This is a genomic window from Laspinema olomoucense D3b (assembly GCF_025370785.1).
Taxonomy (GTDB): Bacteria; Cyanobacteriota; Cyanobacteriia; order Cyanobacteriales; family Laspinemataceae; genus Laspinema; species Laspinema olomoucense.
Genome location: NZ_JAMXFA010000001.1, coordinates 1 through 20,027 on the forward strand (window position 1 = coordinate 1; position 20,027 = coordinate 20,027).

Below are 20,027 nucleotides of genomic sequence, written 5' to 3' on the forward strand. Positions count from 1 at the left end.
AACTCGGACGTGAAACGCGACTGCGGCGAAGATACTTGGAGGGTAGCCTCCTGGGAAAATAGCTCGGTGCCCGGTCACTTTTAAACACAAAAAAGCCTCCTGTTTCTCTACATAGAACAGCAGGCTTTTTTGTTTTTAGGGTTAGAGTTTTATTAAAATCATGAACAAAACTGCTCGACGCAGCGAACAAAGATTTCGACTCCTATGCTCAGAGCGGTTTCGTCAAAATTAAACCGAGGATGGTGATGGGGATAGGCTAGGTTTTGAGAGAGATTGGCTCCGCCTAGAAAGAAGTAACAGCCGGGGACTTCTTGTAAAAAGAAGCTCATATCTTCTCCGCCCATTGTTTGGCACTCTGGAACAATTCCGGCGGGGGTTTCCACTACATTTTCTGAGACCGATCGCACTAATTGAGCGATCGCGGGATGATTAATCACCGGGGGATAAAGTTTTTGGTAATCTAACTCATAACTGGCGCCATGACTGTGACACACCCCCGCAATGATTTGCTCAATTCGTTTAGGGATAGTTTCTCCTAATTCCGGATTAAAATAACGGACGGTTCCGCTCAAGTGGGCAGAGTCAGCAATCACATTTAACGCTTTCCCGCCATGAAGTTCCCCTACGGTTACCACAGCAGATTCTAAGGGATTGACATTCCGAGCCACGATGGTTTGCAGGGCCTGGACGATTTGGGCGGCGACTAAAATTGAATCGACGGTTTGATGAGGCATCGCACCATGTCCGCCTTTGCCCTGAATATGGCAGCGGAAAAACTCGGTTGCTGCCATTAAAGGACCGCTGCGCACTCCAACGGTGCCTAGGGGGAGGTTGTTCCACAGGTGCAATCCGATGATGGCGTCGATCGCCGGATTTTCCAAAACTCCTGCTTCAATCATGGGTTTAGCACCCCCCGGTCCTTCCTCTGCCGGTTGAAAAATGAATTTGACGGTTCCCGAAAATTGCTCAGGGTGTAGGGAGAGATAGTAAGCTGTACCTAGGGCGATCGCCACATGACCATCATGTCCACAAGCGTGCATTGTCCCCGGATGCTGCGATCTGTAGGGTATCTCATTCTCTTCCAAAATTGGCAGTGCATCCATATCGGCGCGAATCCCGATCGCCTTGCCAGGATTTTGGCCTTCAACAATGGCAACAATCCCCGTTTCAGCAATCCCAGCTTGATGGCTAATTCCCCATTCTTGCAATTTTTGCCTAATGAATTCAGCACTCAAATGTTCTTTAAATGCCAGTTCGGGACGTTGATGTAACCACCGACGCCATTCTACAAGTTGAGGCTGTAAAACCTGTATTTCCGAACGAAGGCTAGATGCATTAATTCGCTGTGGATTGAGAGACGTAGAAAACATGGGTTAAGCTTTGTGAAAAATAGAGGCTTTAACGATAATTCTAGTTTTTTCTACCCCAAAAGCCTGAATTATAGGTTTTATAGGGGCAAAAAAAGGAGCTAATCCTGTGTGATTTAAATAAGCAATTGGACTCTTTTAGATTTTTATTCTATACCCTATTTTAAGGATTCCAAATAGGTAAACGGGGCAGAAGTATCTCCAGGTCGAGATTAGAGGCCACTTGAACGAGTTGGTCTAAATTATGGGAATCCTCCAAACAGGGAATCGTCCCCAAGACGCGAGTTTGAGTGAATGATTCGATTAAATCGATGGGAGTTAAATCGGCAATTTCTGATTCAGAACGAGGTTGGACACAATTGAGGATGATGCCGACTAACCGCACTCCAGCTTGTCGGGCTAGGGCAACATTGGCAACGGCAGCGGCGATCGCCCCTAATCTTACGGGTACAACTAACACCGTGGGAATGCCCCAATCGTGGGCTAAATCCGCTACAGTCAACTCCCAAGAAATCGGGGAACCCAATCCACCTACACCTTCCACCAGGACGAAGGAAAAGCGCCCTTGCAGTTGGGTAAACACCGGCCAGAGCTGTTTGAGGTCTACGGAACGCCCCTCGCGGTGGGCGGCGACTGGGGGTGCGAGGGGGGCATCGAAATATAAGGGAGTAATTTCTTCGGGGGATTGTTTTAACTCAAAAAGCCGTTGATAGAGTTCCCGATCGCCGGTTCCCGATTGTAGCGGTTTCATCAGAGCCAGGGAACCCTGGGGATAATACCGTTGCCAATAGGCGGCGATCGCCGTTGTCACCACAGTTTTACCCGCATCGGTATCCGTTCCGGCAATCAGTAATGTGTTCAAAATTTTCTCCCAGTCCTTGGTCATCAGTTTGGCAATCTCTTACGTTCTAGTCGATGAGGCTAATCTCAATTTCATAGTTGATCCCGGCTCCGGCGGCTACATCAATTTTATAGTCTCCAGGGACAGAAACCTGCGATTGCCATTGCACCAGCATCGCACCATCTTCAACCATTTGACCGCTGGGATAGCGGATATCGAGACCGACGGCCCCTGAAACTACCGCTACTTTCAGAATTTGCCCTCTGTTAACATTCACCACATAGCGTTTCTGTTGGCTTGTAGTGCGCCCATTAATTTGCCGGTTACTCCCCCCGGAGAGATCAACTCGTTGGATTTCTAACCCCGCAGTCGGATCCGAGGTGGGTGTGGGGACGGGTATGGGTCTGGAATCCGGGGTCTGTTCGGGACGGGTTGGGGAACCGGGATCCGGGGTAGGTTCGGGTCTGGGTTGCGGAGTCGGACTCGGTGCAGGACGGGGGGTAGATTCTAAGCTTTCTGGAGGAACAGGAGACTGAGCTCCCAGGGAACCTGGAGGGGCCGATTCTGGGGTGGAGGATGCCCGAGTTGCCCGAGTGATCCGAAGCTCAAAATTACTCGGGGAAAATCCAGGCAAGCTAAATAATTCGATCTCATAATCGCCGGTTTCTTGTAACCTTCCCGCCCATTGAGTGACCCCTCTGGATTCCCCAAGCGCCATCCGATTTGGACCCCATACGTTCATTAAGATCCCCCGGTTGGCGAGGCTTGCACTTAACACTTCACCAGCAGTTCCTGGAACGATGTATTTAATAATTTCGTTTTCTTCCACGGTGCCTTCTACGGCAGTGGTTACCCCGTTGGCAACATTCAGGGGAATGGTAGAAATAATGGGGTCGGCTGGGGGTGGGGGTTCCGGTTCTTGGGAACCTGGGCGTGGGACGCGGGGATTGAGCAACGGGTTAGAGGATGTTGCCGGAGTAGAAGGGGTGGAGTTGGGATTGGGTGAGGGGGTTGTGGTGGAGTTTGGGATAGATGAGGAAAGCGGTGGAATGGGTGCGGGTTGGAGGTCCGATTCAACATTGGAAAATAATGGAGCAGGATTCTCCTGGACATCGGGGCGATCGAGCTTTAAGAAGGAACGAACGACATTCCAAGAGCCTAATCCACTGAGGAGAATGATGGTAAAGATGCCCAGGGCGATCGCAATGGGGTGGTCCAATAAAGAATCAGAACTCGCAGAGATCGCGGGTCCGGGAGAATTGGGGTCTAGGGATGGAGAAGCAACGGGGTTCCGCCCGACGGCAATCGTAGCCAGTTCCGATGCAGTGGGATCGGTGCGTTGAGGAATAGGACGTTGGGCAGTCAGTTGGGCCAGGACGAGTTGTACTTCCTTGGCATATTGGTAGCGATCGCCGGGTTTATAACTTAACATCCGATTTAGGACCCGTACCAATTCGGGCTGTATGGGATGGGCAACAAATCGTTCCCAGTGCCACACCAGCTTGACATCATCAAATAGGTCTTGGGGTTCTCGTCCCGTGAGCAAGACGACACAAGTCACGGCTAAAGCATACAGATCACTACTGGGATAAGCTCGACCCGTTTGCATTTGTTCGCTGGGAGCATAGCCTAATTTTCCCACCGTTGTGGCAGCAGTCGCCTGTTCTGGAAACTGAATCAGGGTAGCTAGTTCTTTAACCACCCCAAAATCAATCAAGACGGGCCAGCGGTCGGATTCGCGGCGAATGATATTTTCCGGAGAAATATCGCGGTGAATAATTCCTTGGGTGTGGATGTAATCCAAGATGGGTAAAAGTTGCTGCATCAACTGCAAAACTTCAGGTTCAGAGAATCGTCTGCCTGCGGATTTATACTCTTCGAGCAGGGTGCGATAGGTTTTTCCGGCTACATAATCTTGGACTAAAAACAGCCGTCCTTCTTCTTCAAAGGTGGCTCTAAACTGGGGGATTTGAGGATGTTGAATTTGATAGAGAATGGCTGCTTCTCGTTGGAACAATTCCTGGGATTTAACCTGGGCATGACTGCCATTTTGGGCGGGAATAAATTCTTTGAGGGCGCAGCGTTCGTTGAACCGCCCTTGATCTTCGGCTAGATAGGTGCGGCCAAACCCTCCCTGACCTAAAAGACTGAGGATATGATATCGATTTTGTAAGATGGTTCCACTAAAAATTGCGGTTGGCATAGAAGTTAAGTTTTTGTTTAAATCAGAGGGATTGAGGTTTCAGGATAGGGTTTAATCGAAAAGAGGCGATCGCCGCCGCCGTTCAAGAGGTCCGGGAGGGGTGGCTGAATCAACCCTGGTTCATTGATCCAGGGCGAATTTAGCCAACCGGGTTGATTGCACCTAGTCTCCCTTTCCCTCTGTTCCCGTTGGCTGTACTGGGCATTTCAGCCTGTCCCCTCGTGAGTCCCCAATCTGCCTCCGGGCCCGGACTGAGTTTCCTCCTACTCTCTATTCTGGCAAAGTTATTTCAGGAGGACTCTCCTCAGAAACCCGCTCAACCTCAAAATCCTCAATATTTGATTCATAACGATTGAAGATGACGCGCATTTCATCATAAGCCAAGGCCGCAGACTGACCGCGCGAGGTGGGACATTGGACCCGCAATAAGGTTTGAAAACCGCCAAACTCTTCGTTAACATAGAAGGTTTTGGGACACTCGAAACTGATAAATCCTTCTACAGCTAACTGATTGAGGGCAGCAATTCCTAAGGGCGAGTTGAGAACATATTCCCATTGTTGCGAGACTTCTGAATCGTTCATGGGACGCCACTGCTGGGATTGAGCTTGAGGGGGATTAGGGTTTTGGCCGAAGTTGGGGGAGGCTCCTAAACAACTGGCGATCGCCAAAATAACTCCGACTCCTGTATAACGGCCAATCCGACTAGCTGCACGAACAATCGGCTGAATTTTGTCAGTTGGTTTCATCAAAAACTCCCATTTTAAAACTGGATAGAGGTCAACCCGACAACCCATCAGGGCCAGAAATGCGGTATCTGGTCCCACCCATTCAGGCTGTATTGATATCCTAGGACTGGCCGGAAAGCTTGGCTTTTACCATTTCTTGAACTTTTTTGCCTTCGGCCTTGCCTTTGAGCTGTTCCATCACCGGACCCATCACCTTGCCCATATCTTTGAGAGAAGTAGCACCCACTTGAGCCAAAATTTGATCAATCACTGTGCTCACTTCTTCATCAGACAGCGGCTTGGGCAGGTATTCTTCAAGAATTGCCAATTCTTGGGCCTCTTGGGCAGCGAGTTCCTCGCGACCGCCTTGCTGATATTGTTCAATAGACTCTTTGCGTTGCTTGGCTAGTCGGGAGAGGATCTCTAGTTCTTGTTCTTCAGTTAAGGTATCCTGGCCCAAAGGTCTGACGCTTACTTCCTTTTCCAGAATCAATTTTTTAATGCTGCGTACCGTTTCCAGACGAATTTTATCCTTGGATTTCATCGCCGTTTTGATGTCTTGGTCAATTCGTTCCTTTAAGCTCATAACTCCTCCATTTGTTTAATGATTAACCTTTAATTTCGGAAAACCGAGTCAGGGAGGCAAAGGAGCAAGCCAGCCTACTTCTAGCCTAGCCGCAACCGAGGGGAGTCGGCAATGATCCGGGGGACATCGGAGAATGCGGGGGAAGTTTCGCCGGAAAAAACAGGGCTGGAAGCTCAATGGCTCTAGCTGTGGCAAGAAGGGAGCCTAGGGATTAAGCCTAGGATTAGGGAGTGGGTAGGGGGTGGAGGCGATCGCTCCCATTGCCCACAGTCTAAGTTAATCAATATTACTGGCTAAATATAACCCCAAAAACCTGATGGAGCATAGATTAGAGGGTCATCTGTTTCCCGAAGTCCGAGTGATTAATTGAATTTGGGCGCTAATTTCTATATGGCTTTTGATAGAGATCCGAGAAAATAATGACGAAAATTTCCGATTGAGGTGATAAAATTTGAACCAATGAACGTCCGATAAAGTGCCTGCCGTGATCCGTTCTGCTACTTTAACCCTCCAGCCATCTCTGGCTACCTTTGCTGACCATAGTCGTCTGCGACTGTTTTCAGGTTCTGCTAACATCCCTCTGTCTCAGGAAGTGGCTCGCTACTTGGGAATAGATTTGGGACCAATGGTCCGGAAGCGGTTTGCTGATGGTGAACTTTACATCCAAATTCAGGAGTCAATCCGGGGATGTGACGTTTACCTGATTCAGCCCTCTTGTTATCCGGTGAATGACCACCTGATGGAATTGCTGATTATGATCGATGCCTGCCGCCGAGCCTCGGCAAGGCAAATTACCGCTGTAATTCCCTACTATGGCTATGCTAGGGCCGATCGCAAAACAGCGGGGCGAGAGTCCATCACAGCCAAATTGGTGGCGAATTTGATTACCCAAGCCGGTGCAAGTCGGATTTTAGCAATGGATTTGCACTCCGACCAAATCCAAGGTTATTTCGATATTCCGTTAGACCACGTTTATGCCTCGCCGGTCCTCTTGGACTACCTGGTTAGTAAACAACTCTCTGACATTGTGGTAGTCTCCCCAGACGTGGGAGGCGTGGCGAGAGCCAGAGCATTTGCCAAAAAGTTAAACGATGCGCCTTTGGCGATTATCGATAAACGTCGGCAAGCTCATAATGTGGCCGAAGTAATGAATTTGATTGGTGATGTAGAGGGCAAAACGGCAGTGCTGGTCGATGACATGATCGATACTGCTGGTACGATCTGCGAGGGGGCTCGCTTACTCCGGAAAGAAGGAGCCAGACAGGTTTATGCCTGTGCAACTCATGCAGTTTTTTCTCCTCCGGCAGTTGAGCGCCTTTCTACAGGGGTGTTTGAAGAGGTGATTATTACAAATACAATTCCGGTACCCGAGGATAAACGCTTTAAACAGTTGACTATCCTTTCGGTTGCTAATTTATTAGGTGAAACGATTTGGCGGATTCATGAAGATAGTTCCGTTAGCAGTATGTTCCGCTAAGTTGCAGCGGATGGACTCCCCGGAGAAACCCACCGCATAAGTAATGTCAACGCAGGTATCAGCCTGCGTCTTTTCATGCTTTAGCCCGCCTGTGCGGGCTTCTTTGGGTGGAGTTGAAGTCATCAAGCTTCGAGCCATCAGACTTCCCTGAGCTGGCACGGATTCGGTGCGGGCGATTAAAGCAATTTTGAGGCGCTTTTTCAGGAACTGAACCGCTTAGTTTTATATAAAAAATGAAGCCTAAATTTAAAGATACTCTGGCATGGCAGCAAGCCGAAATCTTGATGCAACCGGCTTTGATTCGCGTCCTGGATAATATTCGCAAACACCTAGAAGATTCCACTTGGGAAGGCTCTTACGAAGATGTGCAAACACCTTTTCCCGGCTATCTGCTCTGTTTAAAACAGGGAGAAGCGGAACACCAGTTTAATGTCTGGGAACTGTGCTTTGAAATTTGCTTTCAAAATTATAGCCCCACTCATGCCGCCCAGGAAAGTTGGGAGGTAGAAATTGATAGCAGTTTGATTGATGAGGAGGGGGAAGTGGATTGGAATCGACTGGATGAAAAAGCAAAGCAGTTGGTTGAGGAAATTTTTGCCAATTTGCCCAAGCTGTAGCCCGGTTGGATCTGTGTGATCCCATAAGAACAGGTAATTTAAGGAAAACCAGGGATGGCTATGACTGAGGAATTGCGTAAGCTTCAGGGGTTGAGTGGCGCAGTCTTTGCGGATTCGGACTCGGAAATTCAGGTTCCGGTGAGTTATGGGAACGACCAAGGGGCGATCGCCTCGGCATATCAGGGGATGGCATTATGCGATCGCTCGGATTGGGGTCTGATTCAAGTCAGTGGTGACGATCGCCTGCGCTTTTTACATAACCAAAGCACGAATGAGTTCCAAAAACTCCAACCGGGACAAGGGTGCGATACGGTTTTTGTCACCTCTACGGCAAGGACCATCGATTTGGCAACGGCTTATATGACGGAGGATACGACTCTGTTGGTGGTTTCTCCCAGTCGGCGTCAGAGAATTATGGAATGGCTCGATCGCTATCTGTTCCCTGCCGATCGCGTGGAGTTGCAGGATATCACCAACTCGATGGCGATGTTTAGTTTAATGGGTCCGGAAAGTTTGGCCCTGTTAGCCCCCTGGGGAGTGGCAGGCGACTGGCCCCATGCCAGTCATCAACTCCTGACCCTGGGCGAGATTCAGGTGCGAGTCGCGGTGGGGAGTGGATTGGCCCTCCCCGGCTATACCCTGATTTGTAATGGCAATGATGCCGCATCCCTGTGGAAACTCCTCACCGATGGGGGTGCCGTTCCCTTGGGATCACAGGGTTGGGAACAACTGCGAATTCAGCAAGGACGTCCTGCACCCGACTGCGAACTGACGGAGGATTACAACCCTTTAGAAGCGGGATTATGGCACAATATCTCCTTTGATAAAGGCTGCTACATCGGACAAGAAACGATCGCCCGCTTGAATACCTACAAAGGGGTGAAGGTGCAACTGTGGGGGGTAAAACTCAACGCACCTGCATCCCCAGGAACGGTGGTGACGATGGGAGAGGAGAAAGTAGGGACCCTCACCAGTTACACCAACACTCCGGAAGGACCTTTTGGATTAGCCTACATTCGCACGAAGGCAGGAGGTGCGGGTTTGCAGGTGCAAGTGGGTGAAGTGACTGGAGAGGTTGTGGATATCCCCTTTGTCACCCGAGGATATTTGGGGTAGTCATTTGTCAATGGACAATGGTCATTAACCAATGTCCATTGTCCATTGTCCAATTTCTTCTCAGTTGTGAAGTTAAACTGGTAAGGTAAGAAATCAAGCAATCGTGAGGCGACAATGGCTACACTTCAGATTGAAAACTTACCCAACGACTTCCAAAGAAATCTTTCGGAGTTATTATCTCGTGTAGAACTTGGCGAAGAAATTATTATTTTAAATCAAGGAGTGGCGATCGCTAAGTTGATCTCGATTCGTCCCTCATCTAATCGGCGAGCCAGTTTAGGGCTAGATCGAGGGAAATTTATCGTTCCAGAGGACTTTAATGAACCTTTGCCTCCAGAGATTTTGGCAGCATTTGAGGGAGACGAAGAGTGAAACTCTTATTGGATACCCAGTGCTGGTTATGGTGGTTTGCCCAACCGGAACGATTAAACAAGCAAGCAACCGCACTGATTGCAGATGACCGCAATGAATTGTGGTTTTCGGTGGCAAGTATCTGGGAAATAGCTATCAAAGTTGCCAATGGAAAATTGCCGTTACCCGAAACGGTTGATACCTACATTGATAGCCGCCTAGGGTTATTAGATATGCGAATACTAGAAATTAAAGCCGGTCATGCGTTACGAGCCGCTGCTTTACCATTACATCATAAAGACCCCTTTGATCGCATCTTAATTGCTCAGGCTCATATTGAGGATATGACCCTTTTGAGTGCCGATAGAATGTTCAGAAAATACAATGATATTTCTCTTATTTGGGCTGCCAGTTAGTCCAGTTACTCAGAAACCTTGGTTGCTTGGGGGGTGGTTCTCTCGCCTGAGCTTCGCGATTCCCTCGCCTGAGCTTCACGAACGCGCAAGCAGACACCGAGTTTCTTCCGACCATCTGTGCCACCCCACTAAAAGGTTCATAGAAACCCGGTTTCTTTCGTTGCTGAGGGTCATTGGTCATTGGTCCTTGGTCCTTAGTCCTTAGTCCTTAGTCCTTGGTCCTTAGCCCTTAGTCCTTAATCCAAATGACAAATGACAATGGACAAATGACAAATGACAAATCGATGTTTTTCCCTTAATGAGGGTGAAACTTGGGGTATAGCATTCCCTTAACGGGAATGCCTCCTTGGAGATGTTTCTCGACTACTGTTTTTACTTCATCCGGTTGCACCTGGGAATACCAGGTTTCTTCTGGGAGAATGAACACCATTGGTCCATTTCCACATTGTCCTAAGCAGCTACTACTTTCAACGGTGACATTAGCCACGGGCAAGGATTGAAAGGCGGCGAGGACTTTTTGTGAACCTTGTTTTCGGCAGGTCCGATTTGTACAGATTAGGACTCGTTTAGGGGTCAATTGCCTCAAAGGAAAAAATTAAAGAGCGGGTAATCCCTAATTTTCTCATTAACTCGGCACGGGCGGTAATTTTGGAACGGATAAAAATGCGGCGACTTTTGATTTAGTCGGGGGAAAGTCCTTGGGAGGCTAACCAGTTGCGATCGTATAAGCGGGATTGATAGCGTTGTCCGCTATCACATAACACCGTTACTAGGGTATGACCTGGACCCATTTCTTTGGCTAAAGCGACAGCGGCAGCAACATTAATTCCAACGGATCCTCCCATAAATAAGCCATCTTTTTGAAGGAGTTGATAAAGGACGCGAATTGCTTCTTGATCATGGACTTGAATGGCATCATCCATCGGTGCACCTTCCATGTTTTTGGTAATCCGACTATTGCCGATGCCTTCGGTGATGGAATTTCCGATGGGGCTGATTTCCCCGGTTTTTACATAACTATATAATCCACTGCCCATAGGGTCGGCAACGATACATTTAATGTCCGGGTTTTTGGCTTTTAAAAACATAGAAACTCCGGCATAAGTCCCGCCGGTTCCCGTTGCAGTTACCCAAACGTCGATTTTACCGTCGGTTTGGGACCAAATTTCGGGTCCGGTGGTTTGATAATGGGCCATTCTGTTGGCTAAGTTATCAAATTGATTGGCCCAAATTGCATTGTCCATTTCTTCGGCTAGTCTGCCGGAAAGCTTGACATAGTTATTGGGATCGCTGTAGGGAACTGCCGGAACTTTACGCACTTCGGCCCCTAATAGGGTGAGGATATCTATTTTTTCTTGAGATTGGGTTTCGGGAATGACTATCAGGCATTTATAGCCTTTGGCGTTGCAAATATGGGCTAATCCAATGCCGGTATTTCCTGCGGTTCCTTCGACAATGGTCCCCCCAGGTTTGAGTAAGCCTTTGCGTTCGGCATCTTCGATGATGAAGAGGGCGGCTCGGTCTTTAACGGACCCTCCAGGATTCAAAAATTCGGCTTTTCCTAAAATTTCACATCCGGTTTCTTCGCTAAAGCTATTGAGTCGAATTAATGGGGTATTGCCTACGGTTTCGATAAACCCCTGTTTAATATCCATTGTTTGTGGTCCTATGGCTGGCGATTAAAGCTGTTTGTTTGATTGTTTTATGAATTCATTCCACGGAAAAAGGCGATCGCCCTGTTTAGAGGGCTATCTTTTGTCAGAAAATCCTACAAAAGAGCTGGGGCGATCGCCTTGTCAAAGCAGAGTCACGGGTTGATTAGACCTCTTATTTTTATGCGATGACCGATCCCCCCAACCCCCCTTAAAAAGGGGGGCTTATAGAGAATTCTGCAAGAAGTCTATTTATTGGGGGGTGGGGTTAACCGCAGGTAAGGTTTAACGGCAGTGTATCCTTTGGGGAATTTTTCCTTTAATACTTCGGGGTCTTTGAGGGAGGGGACAATCACACAATCATCGCCGTCTTTCCAGTTGACTGGGGTGGCAACGCTGTAGTTGTCGGTGAGTTGTAAGGAGTCGATCGAGCGCAGAATTTCCACAAAGTTGCGTCCCGTACTTGCCGGGTAAGTTAAAACCAACCGCAGTTTTTTCTGAGGGTCAATGACAAAGACCGATCGCACGGTGAGGGTATTGTTGGCATTGGGATGGATCATGTCGTACAGATCGGATACCTTGCGATCGGCATCGGCCAAAATTGGATAATTTACGCTTACGTTGCCGACTTCTTCAATATCGACGATCCAGCCTTTGTGGGATTCCACATCATCCACACTCAGGGCGATGGTTTTGACATTGCGCTTGTCGAATTCAGCCTGGAGACGGGCCACTTCACCGAGTTCCGTGGTGCAAACCGGGGTGTAGTCCGCAGGATGAGAAAAAAGCACCACCCAACTGTCTCCTGCCCAGTCGTAAAAGTTAATCTCTCCCTGGGAGGATGCTTGGGTAAAGTTCGGTACGGTATCACCTAAACGCAGAGACATAGTAAGGTTCCTGTAATTTCCAATACAAAAAAGAATCAATTAGGCAATTCTGCCCGATAACTCCGGTTTGTCCGGCGGATTTTAGATCTTTTTTAGATTTTATCAGGTTGCTTCCTTTGTGGTATGAGTTAAAAGCAGATTTTGATGTCATTTATTGGAGTATTGGCCTGTGTTGCAACTGCTGTACTCTCTGACTCGCGCCATTGAGCCCTTTTTAGTGCCAATTTGCTTTGTCAGTGCTTGGTTACTCGTGATGTTGCTGGGGTGGAGCCTTTTTAGTGCGATCGCATCGGCAACGACGAATGCCAAGCGAATGCACCAGATTCCCTGTGCCTATTGCGTCTTTTTTACCAATGATCCTCGTTTGAAGTGTCCCGTCCATCCCACTCGGGCGATGTCCGAAGAGGCGATCGATTGTGTGGATTTTCGCAACTGAGGGATTGATCCCTTGTCATTGGTCCCTTGTCCTTAGTCTTCAACAATCCAAATGACAAATGACAAATGACCAATGACATTCTAGTCGCTAATCTCTAACAACACTTTCAAAACCCCTCGCTGTTGGGCTTGTTCAAAGGCGGCGATCGCCTCGTCGAGGGGATATTTCGCTTGAATTAAAGACTTGACATTTATCTTGTTTTGTGCTAAAAGCTCTAAGGCTTTGGGAAATGGACCGCAGCGGGACCCGATTAGGGTAATTTCATCCACCACCAGGGACGAGATATCTAGGGTGAGGTGACCCGCATAAGTGCTTTTGAGCACGAGGGTCCCTCGGGGACGTAAGGCGCGACGGGCAATGCTAAATCCTTCGGGGTTGCCGGTACATTCCACGGCGATATCAAATTGGCGGTCCGTAACGGCATCGGCAAATCCGGTTTTAATGCCTAGGGACTCCAAATTCTCCAGTTTGTCCCGATGTCGCCCGACTGCCAGCAAGTCACAACCCGTGAGGGCGAGGGTTTGGGCGACTAACTGCCCTAATTTGCCATCGCCTACTACCAAGATGCGATCGCCTGGAGTGATGGCAACTTGTTCTTGTATTTCTAAGGCAGCGGCGATCGGTTCAGTGAAGGTTGCCATATCCGTTGTAATCGTATCCGCCACTGCATACAAATTTTTAACCGGCAGGGTCAGATATTCAGCAAAAGCGCCATTGCGATTGACAATTCCCAACACTGTGCGCTTTTCGCAGTGGGTGGGTTGTCCCTTCCGACAAAACCGACAGTCTCCGCAATAGGCGTTAATTTCTCCGACAACGCGCTGATTTTGCAGGGATTCTGGTCCGCGTTCCACCACACCGACGAATTCATGGCCTAAAATGCCACTGTAGGGATAGTAACCCCGCAGCAGTTCCAGGTCGGTATTGCAAATTCCCGCCTGTAAAACTCGGATGAGGGCTTCTCCTTCTGGGGGTTCGGGAATGGGAAGTTGCGATCGCAGTTGCAATTGCTGATTTTCTAGCCAGAGTCCTTTCATGGTTCTCGGTCCTGACAACAGAATTACATTCTATTTTACCTGGAATTGCTTGTTCTAAACTTCTGAACTTTTCAGCTTAAAACTTTATCATGTCTGCATCTTTACCCCATGAATTTCCCAATCCTACCCCACCTGGGGCGATCGAAGTGAAAGAGTATCCCGAGTATCGGGCGGTGACTTACAGCCATTCGGGAAATGTGCAACAAGCCAGCCAAGTTGCTTTTAATCCGTTATATCGGCATATTAGCACCAATCAAATTGCCATGACGACTCCGGTTGAAGTGCGATATTTGGATGGGTTAAGTACAGAAGTGACAACGCCACAAACTGCGGAAGTTTCTTTTTTATATCCGAACCGGGATATTTGGCCGCAAACTCTGACGGATGAGGTTAAAGTCACCGATTATCCCCCCATGACTGTGGTGAGTATTGGTATTCAAGGGGCTTATAGTTGGTCGAATTATGAACAACATTTGCAACGGTTGCAAGGCTGGCTGAATGAACATTCGGAGTATGTGATCAGTGGCCCGCCTCGTCGGTTGTTGTACAATTCTCCGATGACTCCGGAAGCGAGTAAACTTAGCGAGGTGCAAATTCCCATTGCTGGGGTTAATCCTTAGCGGAATTTTACAATGTTGCCGGATTCTGGCTTATTTTTAAGTGAGTCCTTGAAAAATGGGAATTTCTATAGAAAATTCTGACCCTAAATCTGGGGTAGCGTGACAAGATAGGTGACCTTTATGTTTTTCTACAATAATTTGATAGCAAACAGAAAGTCCTAGTCCGGTTCCTTTACCCACGGGTTTTGTGGTGAAAAAGGGGTCGAAGAGTCGGGCTTGGATTTCTGGGGTCATGCCGGGACCATTGTCGATGATGCGAATGGTGACCCGATCGCCCGTGACTGCGGTGAGAATGCGAATAGTGGGGGAATCAAAATCCGGCGAGTTTGGTGGAGTCTCTCCTAAGTTTTTGCGATACTTTTCCTCTAAGGCATCGATCGCATTATTCAGGAGATTCATAAAGACTTGATTCAATTGTCCGGCATAACATTCCACCGCTGGCAGTATGCCAAATTCAGGGATAATTTGGATTTCTGGGCGCTCAACTGTGGCTTTTAGTCGGCCTTGCAAAATCAACAAAGCGCTTTCGATGCCTTCGTGAATATTCACTTGCTTCATTTCCGCTTCATCGAGGCGGGAAAAGGTGCGTAACGATCGCACGATGCCTCGGATGCGATCGGTTCCCACTTTCATTGATCCTAAAATCTTCTGTAAATCCTCTTGCAAAAAGTCCAATTCTATGTCTTCGAGTTTATCGGCAATTATTGGGTCTGTTTCTCCATACTGTTGTCGATAGAGTTCGACTAAATCCAGTAGATTTTCCAGGTAATCGCGAACATATCCCAAATTCCCCGAAATAAAATTCACGGGATTATTAATTTCATGGGCAATCCCCGCCACCATTTGACCTAGGGAGGACATTTTTTCCGATTGAATTAACTGGGTTTGAGTCCGTTGCAGTTGAGTCAGGGTTGCTTCGAGTTGCTGATTCTTTTCCTGCAATTCTCCGGAAGTTCGATGCAGTCGTTCCACCGTGTCACGCAAGGCAGTTTCCGCTTCAACACGACCGCTAATATCTCGGGCGACGCCTATTAATCCAATTGCATAACCTTGGGCGGAACGATAAACTGTTTTTGAGGTTAAATAGGTCCGGGGTTGAGATGAAGTTGAACTAGCATTCAATGGCACAATTTCTTCTTCTAAAAGCTGAGTCTCCCCTTCTAACAAAATCCGGTGGTCATTTTTCATCCGTTGCCGTGCAGTTTCTGGGGATAATAATTCTGTATCATTTTTCCCTAAAATTTCATCTATGGGCTTGCCCATTGCCTTGGCCCCGGCAGAGTTAATGGAGAGATAGCGACCCTGAAGGTCTTTAACAAAAATACTATCGGTTGTCCCTTCGGAGATAGCTTGCAAAAGATTGTAGCTTTCTTGCAATTTCTCTTGGGCGCGTTTGCGTTCGGTGATGTCGCGGACAAAGAGGGTGTAGAGTTGACCTTGGGGTAACCGAACATGAGCGATCGCTAGTTCAATGGGAAAAGTCGTGCCATTTTTACGCTGTCCCACTAATTCATACGCCGCATTGCTTTCCCCCGGCATTTGCCGAGTATTTAGAAAAAGGGTCAAATAAGCATTAATTTCTTGGTGCATTAACCAAGGCATCAACAGTTTCAAATTTTGCCCTTGTAATTCTGATTTGCTATAGCCAAACAGTTCCAAAGCAGCAGTATTTATCCAGTGAATCTTACCGCCATCGGTGATGGCAATGGTCCCCTCGGGGGCTGCTTCTAACATGGCTTGATATTGTTGAGAATTGCGCTTTTCAAGGGTAAGGAGTCGGTTCCCCTGGTAGACAAAGAGTATCCCTGTAGCGCAAATCATCAGGGAGGCGATTCCCGAGGCGATCGCCAGACCGGGTAGGTAAGATGAGCGAATTTGTCCGACTTCAAGCTGGGTCAAAACGGCCCCCTTTAATTCGGGAATCGGGGCATAAGCGACGATCGCCGCAATGCCCTGTTCATCGGCAATCAACTGACTGTCGGTTTCCCCGACAATCGCCCGCTGGATGAGATGGGCGAGTTCTGAATCCGGGATGACGGGAATCCAGGGGCGATCGCGGGCTGTTCCCTGTTGCCACATCACCGGGGAACCGTCGGTTTCCACCCAGGCGATCGCCACCCGCATCCCTGAAGGTGGAGGGAGTTGATAGGCTTCTTGGGCGGACTCCCAGGCGGTTTGCGGGGTAGCGGTGAGAGTGGCAATCCCCTGGATTAGCTGGGCTTGAATCTGGACGGTTTGCTCTAGGTGCGATCGCCCTTGGGAGAGGACCATCCGATCCAGGAGATAAATCCCAATTCCCGCCACTGCTATTGCGATCGCAGTGAATCCGACTGTCCAGTAGAGCAGTTTCTGGCGGTTATGCGGGCGATCGGCATCGTCGCCTATTTCCTGATTCTGGGAAACACCCCTCATGGAATTCCTCACCGAGACTTGCTTGAATTTTTAGAGTCTACTGCCTCAGTTTAAGCCAGCTTACGGATCATCATTCCCCCTGAATATGAACCACTAATTCTCGATAATGACCCTGTTGCCGGTGTTCCCAAATATAAATTCCCTGCCAGGTTCCCAGCACTAATCGACCTCGATTGATGGGAATTTGCTCACTCGTATGGGTGAGGGCCGTGCGAATATGGGCAGGCATATCATCGGGACCTTCGGTACTATGGCGGTAGCGGCGTTGTTCAGGGACTAAATCAGAAAAGAAATGTTGTAAATCTTCTAATACATCCGGGTCAGCATTTTCTTGCAGCAATAAACTGGCGGAGGTATGGCGTAAAAATAGGGTACAAAGGCCGGTTTGTACTCCGGATTTTGCCACGACTTCTTCCACTTTGTTAGTGACTTTAGCCAGGGATTTTCCCGTGGTTTTCAGTTGGAGGATTTGTTGATGGTAAGTCATAAATTCAATCGGTAAAAGGGTTAACGTTCAGAGGCAGATTCCATTTGGAAATAATCGACTACTGCCTGGGCGATCGCTTCCGTCCCATTCTTGACTAAGGGTTCCGTTGATTGCGGGGGGAGAGGGGGTTCTCGCAAAAAGTCCCAATTCCCCTCAAAAAACTCTTCAGGGCTGACAATTCTATGATGAGAATGCTGTTGGATTCCTGAGAGTAATAAGGGGGCTTCAGCAAACCCTTCTCGGGTGAGGGAGATCAGCGGCACATTTTGACGACAGGCTTCTGAAAAGGTGCTGAATCCAGGTTTAGAAACAACTCGCCCACAAACCGGCATAAAATCGACAGGACGAAGGCGATCGCCATTGGTTTGATTGTCAATTTTAACTAAATTGGGCAAATCTGGCGCATTGCGATCGAACGTGATAAATTGCCAGTCGGGAAAGTCCTGCAAATTATGATATGGAATTTGTTCCAGTCCCAATCCGCCAAAGGTGAGTAAAATTGTTTGTTCTAAGGGAGATTTTAGCCCCCATTCCCGGCGGAGACTGTCCGTTTGATAGCGGGGAGTCCCGCCAGTTAAACCCACATCTTTAATGAGAGGAAATGCCCTCATGGGTTCGTGAAATGGCAGACGAAATAGGCATTCACATTGACTGAAACACTCAGCAATCCAATCAGCGACTGCCTCAAATTTTCCTCCCCAAGGACGATAGATAAAATCCCAGCCGAAATTGCTCATCATCCAGACAGGAATGCCTGCGGCTTTACCAATTTTTGCCGCCAAGGGGGGAATATCACCCAAAATTAATCCTACGCGATTGAGGTGAATAAAGTTCACTTCCCCAGCAATAATGGACGATTCTCGCTTACGAATCTCCTGCAATTTTTCCAGGGTTGCCACCTTATCCATGTTCAAGCTATCTGCTTGAATCACTCCCACATCTAAAGCCCTTTCTCGGAGGATAAAATCCCCGGTAATATAACTTTCTAGTAACCAACGGGGTGCGGTGGTGACTAAAATTAAGAGAATATCCGGATTTAGCGTTTGAATGGATGCCGCAACTGAGGCGGCACGTACTGCATGACCAAAACCATGATTGGTAATGGCAATATAAACAATGGGTCGATTTTTCACGGCCTATATCCGCTAGAAAATAACAACAGGATAGAGGGTAAATCTCCCCTAGAGAACCCAAATATTGCGTCTCTAATGCCCTCGTCAGATAATTTTAGCCTATTTTTCTCCGAAAGCCAGGAATTTAGGTCAGGAGAGGAGAGATATTCAGGCTATTTTCACCCGGTTAAAGGGAGTTAAATCTGCTGACCATAATCTTGGATTCCTTCAATCAGTCGTTCTATTTCCGATTCTAAGGTTAAATAATGAACCCCAGCGCGCACGCAATACGGCTGGAGAATAGTCCGGACCATGACGCGATGTTTTCTTTCCAAAAACTTCACCATTTTATCAGGAGTCGCCCCAGCTTGTTGGAGGGTTTCATTAAGCTGAAATGAGACTAAACCTGCTTCCGGTGGAGTTGATTTTAAACAAATAATATCGGGTAAATCTCGGAGTTTGGTCCAGAGTTGATGACTTAGGGATTGGATGCGATCGTAGCGTTCCTCCGAGGTTCCAATATCTTGATGAAAGGCGATCGCCTTTCGCAATCCTGCTAATAATGGATAAGCGGAGGTTGCCATTTCAAAGCGTCGTCCATCGGGTTTAAATCCACCCAAACCCCCGGTAGAATTTAGGGCAATGCTGCGCCAACTAATAAAGGTGGGATGGAGGGTTTCAGCGGCATCAGGACTGACATATAATCCCCCTAATCCTTCGGGTCCACACCACCATTTATGGCCGGTAAAAGCATAAAAATCTACGCCTATTTCGGTGAGATTTAAAGGTAAAACGCCTACAGATTGGGCCGCATCTACAAGGACTCGAATTTTTCGGGAAGGGGTCGCATTTTGGCTGAACACATGGCAAACTTTAACAATATCCGTGAGGGGTAAAACTTGTCCGGTATTCCACAGGATATGACTGAGAACGACTAACCGAGTAGTGGGGTGAAGATGGGAGGCGATCGCCAAAATGGCATTGCCCTCATTTAAAGTTTCCATCAAGGGACAAGTTGAAACTTGTAAATCGAACCGACGGGCGAGTTCATCGACAGCAGCGACAATTCCCGGGTGTTCGCAGTCGCCGATTAAGATGCGATCGCCCGGTTGCCAATCGATACCCCACAAAGGAATATTGCATCCAATGGAGACATTTTCGGTGAGGGTAATCGTATCCGGAGTCACCCCCAGTTCTGAGGCGATCGCCGCTCTTGTTGCGGCGATTTCTTCATCGATCCAGAGTCCCGCTTCTGCGGTAAACGGTCCTTTTTCCTGAATCGATTGATAGCATTGAAAAATGGCGCTTAATGCCGATTCAGGCATCGGTCCTTGTCCACCATAGTTAAAATAGGCTTTATTTTTTAAAGCGGGAAATTGCTGGCGATCAGGTTGTTTCACCGGGATTTACCTCATGTTTTAATCAGGTTGAAAGTAGGGATTCGCCTTGAAATATAGCGATTCCCAACCATTCTAACAATCCCCGTAAGGATTGGGAGCATTTTACTCCCTAATGTTCATCGGGGAATTAGCCAGTTCCTCTCAAGTCAATAAACCCCTCCACTTTATTAAAATATCATAATTAGTGAGTGTTATTATTTAAAATATTAAATCATCCAGGGCTGATAAATTTACCCAGAACTCCCTTTATCCTCAAAGTGCTTAACTTTATGATTACCCTGAAA

General features: G+C 48.0%; 20 protein-coding genes and 1 rRNA gene. 8 read left to right on the forward strand and 13 right to left on the reverse strand.

Annotated features, from left to right (window positions below; genetic code table 11):
* Nucleotides 1–75, forward strand: a 5S ribosomal RNA gene (gene rrf, locus NG792_RS29120); the annotation flags it as partial.
* Nucleotides 76–158: 83 nt separating this feature from the next.
* Here rrf and NG792_RS00005 read toward each other — a convergent pair.
* The 5 genes from NG792_RS00005 to NG792_RS00025 form a co-directional block, all read right to left on the reverse strand.
* A complete protein-coding gene (locus NG792_RS00005; RefSeq protein WP_261234003.1) occupies nucleotides 159–1,370 on the reverse strand; it encodes a M20 metallopeptidase family protein in 1,212 nt (403 codons plus the stop codon).
* A 160-nt stretch (nucleotides 1,371–1,530) separates the two neighbouring features.
* On the reverse strand, nucleotides 1,531–2,253 hold the full coding sequence (bioD, locus tag NG792_RS00010; RefSeq protein ID WP_317618927.1) for a dethiobiotin synthase: 723 nt from the start codon (nucleotides 2,251–2,253) through the stop codon (nucleotides 1,531–1,533).
* Nucleotides 2,254–2,275: 22 nt separating this feature from the next.
* The gene (locus NG792_RS00015; protein ID WP_261234005.1) at nucleotides 2,276–4,411 is read right to left on the reverse strand and encodes a protein kinase domain-containing protein; all 2,136 of its coding nucleotides are present in this window, start codon (nucleotides 4,409–4,411) and stop codon (nucleotides 2,276–2,278) included.
* Nucleotides 4,412–4,681: 270 nt separating this feature from the next.
* Complete coding sequence (locus tag NG792_RS00020; RefSeq protein ID WP_261234013.1) at nucleotides 4,682–5,158, reverse strand: hypothetical protein; 477 nt, start codon at nucleotides 5,156–5,158, stop codon at nucleotides 4,682–4,684.
* 100 nt (nucleotides 5,159–5,258) lie between these two features.
* Complete coding sequence (locus NG792_RS00025) at nucleotides 5,259–5,723, reverse strand: GatB/YqeY domain-containing protein (RefSeq protein ID WP_261234014.1); 465 nt, start codon at nucleotides 5,721–5,723, stop codon at nucleotides 5,259–5,261.
* 484 nt (nucleotides 5,724–6,207) lie between these two features.
* Between NG792_RS00025 and NG792_RS00030 the strand changes: the two genes are divergently transcribed.
* The 5 genes from NG792_RS00030 (at nucleotide 6,208) to NG792_RS00050 (ending at nucleotide 9,700) form a co-directional block, all read left to right on the forward strand.
* The gene (locus NG792_RS00030) at nucleotides 6,208–7,200 is read left to right on the forward strand and encodes a ribose-phosphate pyrophosphokinase (protein ID WP_261234224.1); all 993 of its coding nucleotides are present in this window, start codon (nucleotides 6,208–6,210) and stop codon (nucleotides 7,198–7,200) included.
* 233 nt (nucleotides 7,201–7,433) lie between these two features.
* Nucleotides 7,434–7,817 carry a hypothetical protein gene (locus tag NG792_RS00035; protein WP_261200623.1) on the forward strand — a complete coding sequence of 128 codons (384 nt, stop codon included), beginning with the start codon at nucleotides 7,434–7,436 and terminating at the stop codon, nucleotides 7,815–7,817.
* Between the two features lie 60 nt (nucleotides 7,818–7,877).
* On the forward strand, nucleotides 7,878–8,933 hold the full coding sequence (gene ygfZ / locus NG792_RS00040; protein ID WP_261234225.1) for a CAF17-like 4Fe-4S cluster assembly/insertion protein YgfZ: 1,056 nt from the start codon (nucleotides 7,878–7,880) through the stop codon (nucleotides 8,931–8,933).
* Between the two features lie 114 nt (nucleotides 8,934–9,047).
* Nucleotides 9,048–9,305, forward strand: coding sequence for a type II toxin-antitoxin system Phd/YefM family antitoxin (locus tag NG792_RS00045; RefSeq protein WP_261200624.1), 258 nt, complete (start codon nucleotides 9,048–9,050; stop codon nucleotides 9,303–9,305).
* The gene (locus NG792_RS00050) at nucleotides 9,302–9,700 is read left to right on the forward strand and encodes a type II toxin-antitoxin system VapC family toxin (protein ID WP_261200625.1); all 399 of its coding nucleotides are present in this window, start codon (nucleotides 9,302–9,304) and stop codon (nucleotides 9,698–9,700) included. Before NG792_RS00045 ends, NG792_RS00050 begins: the two co-directional genes overlap by 4 nt.
* A gap of 295 nt (nucleotides 9,701–9,995) precedes the next feature.
* On the opposite strand, the gene NG792_RS00055 is transcribed toward NG792_RS00050, so the two are convergent.
* From NG792_RS00055 to NG792_RS00065, 3 genes are all read right to left on the reverse strand, one after another.
* Entirely contained in the window at nucleotides 9,996–10,277 is a 282-nt protein-coding gene (locus NG792_RS00055) for a (2Fe-2S) ferredoxin domain-containing protein (protein WP_261200626.1), read from the reverse strand.
* 103 nt (nucleotides 10,278–10,380) lie between these two features.
* Nucleotides 10,381–11,355, reverse strand: coding sequence for a cysteine synthase A (locus NG792_RS00060; RefSeq protein WP_261200627.1), 975 nt, complete (start codon nucleotides 11,353–11,355; stop codon nucleotides 10,381–10,383).
* Nucleotides 11,356–11,600: 245 nt separating this feature from the next.
* Nucleotides 11,601–12,239 carry a peroxiredoxin gene (locus NG792_RS00065; RefSeq protein WP_261200628.1) on the reverse strand — a complete coding sequence of 213 codons (639 nt, stop codon included), beginning with the start codon at nucleotides 12,237–12,239 and terminating at the stop codon, nucleotides 11,601–11,603.
* Between the two features lie 169 nt (nucleotides 12,240–12,408).
* On the opposite strand from NG792_RS00065, the gene NG792_RS00070 reads away from it, so the two are divergent.
* Nucleotides 12,409–12,675 (forward strand): hypothetical protein, encoded by a 267-nt coding sequence (locus tag NG792_RS00070; protein ID WP_261234015.1) that lies wholly within the window; start codon nucleotides 12,409–12,411, stop codon nucleotides 12,673–12,675.
* An 80-nt stretch (nucleotides 12,676–12,755) separates the two neighbouring features.
* On the opposite strand, the gene NG792_RS00075 is transcribed toward NG792_RS00070, so the two are convergent.
* On the reverse strand, nucleotides 12,756–13,712 hold the full coding sequence (locus NG792_RS00075; RefSeq protein ID WP_261234016.1) for an MDR/zinc-dependent alcohol dehydrogenase-like family protein: 957 nt from the start codon (nucleotides 13,710–13,712) through the stop codon (nucleotides 12,756–12,758).
* An 89-nt stretch (nucleotides 13,713–13,801) separates the two neighbouring features.
* Here NG792_RS00075 and NG792_RS00080 point away from each other — a divergent pair, with 89 nt between their 5' ends.
* On the forward strand, nucleotides 13,802–14,332 hold the full coding sequence (locus NG792_RS00080) for a heme-binding protein (protein ID WP_261200632.1): 531 nt from the start codon (nucleotides 13,802–13,804) through the stop codon (nucleotides 14,330–14,332).
* A 36-nt stretch (nucleotides 14,333–14,368) separates the two neighbouring features.
* Here the strand turns inward: NG792_RS00080 and NG792_RS00085 are convergent, their stop codons facing one another.
* The 4 genes from NG792_RS00085 to NG792_RS00100 form a co-directional block, all read right to left on the reverse strand.
* The gene (locus tag NG792_RS00085) at nucleotides 14,369–16,744 is read right to left on the reverse strand and encodes a PAS domain-containing sensor histidine kinase (RefSeq protein ID WP_261234017.1); all 2,376 of its coding nucleotides are present in this window, start codon (nucleotides 16,742–16,744) and stop codon (nucleotides 14,369–14,371) included.
* 70 nt (nucleotides 16,745–16,814) lie between these two features.
* Entirely contained in the window at nucleotides 16,815–17,231 is a 417-nt protein-coding gene (locus NG792_RS00090; RefSeq protein WP_261200634.1) for a secondary thiamine-phosphate synthase enzyme YjbQ, read from the reverse strand.
* 20 nt (nucleotides 17,232–17,251) lie between these two features.
* Nucleotides 17,252–18,364 carry a glycosyl transferase gene (locus NG792_RS00095; RefSeq protein WP_261234018.1) on the reverse strand — a complete coding sequence of 371 codons (1,113 nt, stop codon included), beginning with the start codon at nucleotides 18,362–18,364 and terminating at the stop codon, nucleotides 17,252–17,254.
* A gap of 176 nt (nucleotides 18,365–18,540) precedes the next feature.
* Nucleotides 18,541–19,743 carry an aminotransferase class V-fold PLP-dependent enzyme gene (locus tag NG792_RS00100; RefSeq protein WP_261234020.1) on the reverse strand — a complete coding sequence of 401 codons (1,203 nt, stop codon included), beginning with the start codon at nucleotides 19,741–19,743 and terminating at the stop codon, nucleotides 18,541–18,543.
* Between the last annotated feature and the right edge of the window lie 284 nt (nucleotides 19,744–20,027).

Excerpts from the sequence above, each read along its gene's own strand:
- bioD (WP_317618927.1), bottom strand. The coding sequence starts at position 2,253 with ATGACCAAGGACTGGGAGAAAATTTTGAACACATTACTGATTGCCGGA.
- NG792_RS00045 (WP_261200624.1), top strand. The coding sequence starts at position 9,048 with ATGGCTACACTTCAGATTGAAAACTTACCCAACGACTTCCAAAGAAAT.
- NG792_RS00020 (WP_261234013.1), bottom strand. The coding sequence starts at position 5,158 with ATGAAACCAACTGACAAAATTCAGCCGATTGTTCGTGCAGCTAGTCGG.
- NG792_RS00080 (WP_261200632.1), top strand. The coding sequence starts at position 13,802 with ATGTCTGCATCTTTACCCCATGAATTTCCCAATCCTACCCCACCTGGG.
- NG792_RS00075 (WP_261234016.1), bottom strand. The coding sequence starts at position 13,712 with ATGAAAGGACTCTGGCTAGAAAATCAGCAATTGCAACTGCGATCGCAA.
- NG792_RS00090 (WP_261200634.1), bottom strand. The coding sequence starts at position 17,231 with ATGACTTACCATCAACAAATCCTCCAACTGAAAACCACGGGAAAATCC.
- NG792_RS00025 (WP_261234014.1), bottom strand. The coding sequence starts at position 5,723 with ATGAGCTTAAAGGAACGAATTGACCAAGACATCAAAACGGCGATGAAA.
- NG792_RS00035 (WP_261200623.1), top strand. The coding sequence starts at position 7,434 with ATGAAGCCTAAATTTAAAGATACTCTGGCATGGCAGCAAGCCGAAATC.
- NG792_RS00060 (WP_261200627.1), bottom strand. The coding sequence starts at position 11,355 with ATGGATATTAAACAGGGGTTTATCGAAACCGTAGGCAATACCCCATTA.
- ygfZ (WP_261234225.1), top strand. The coding sequence starts at position 7,878 with ATGACTGAGGAATTGCGTAAGCTTCAGGGGTTGAGTGGCGCAGTCTTT.
- NG792_RS00085 (WP_261234017.1), bottom strand. The coding sequence starts at position 16,744 with ATGAGGGGTGTTTCCCAGAATCAGGAAATAGGCGACGATGCCGATCGC.
- NG792_RS00005 (WP_261234003.1), bottom strand. The coding sequence starts at position 1,370 with ATGTTTTCTACGTCTCTCAATCCACAGCGAATTAATGCATCTAGCCTT.
- NG792_RS00065 (WP_261200628.1), bottom strand. The coding sequence starts at position 12,239 with ATGTCTCTGCGTTTAGGTGATACCGTACCGAACTTTACCCAAGCATCC.
- NG792_RS00015 (WP_261234005.1), bottom strand. The coding sequence starts at position 4,411 with ATGCCAACCGCAATTTTTAGTGGAACCATCTTACAAAATCGATATCAT.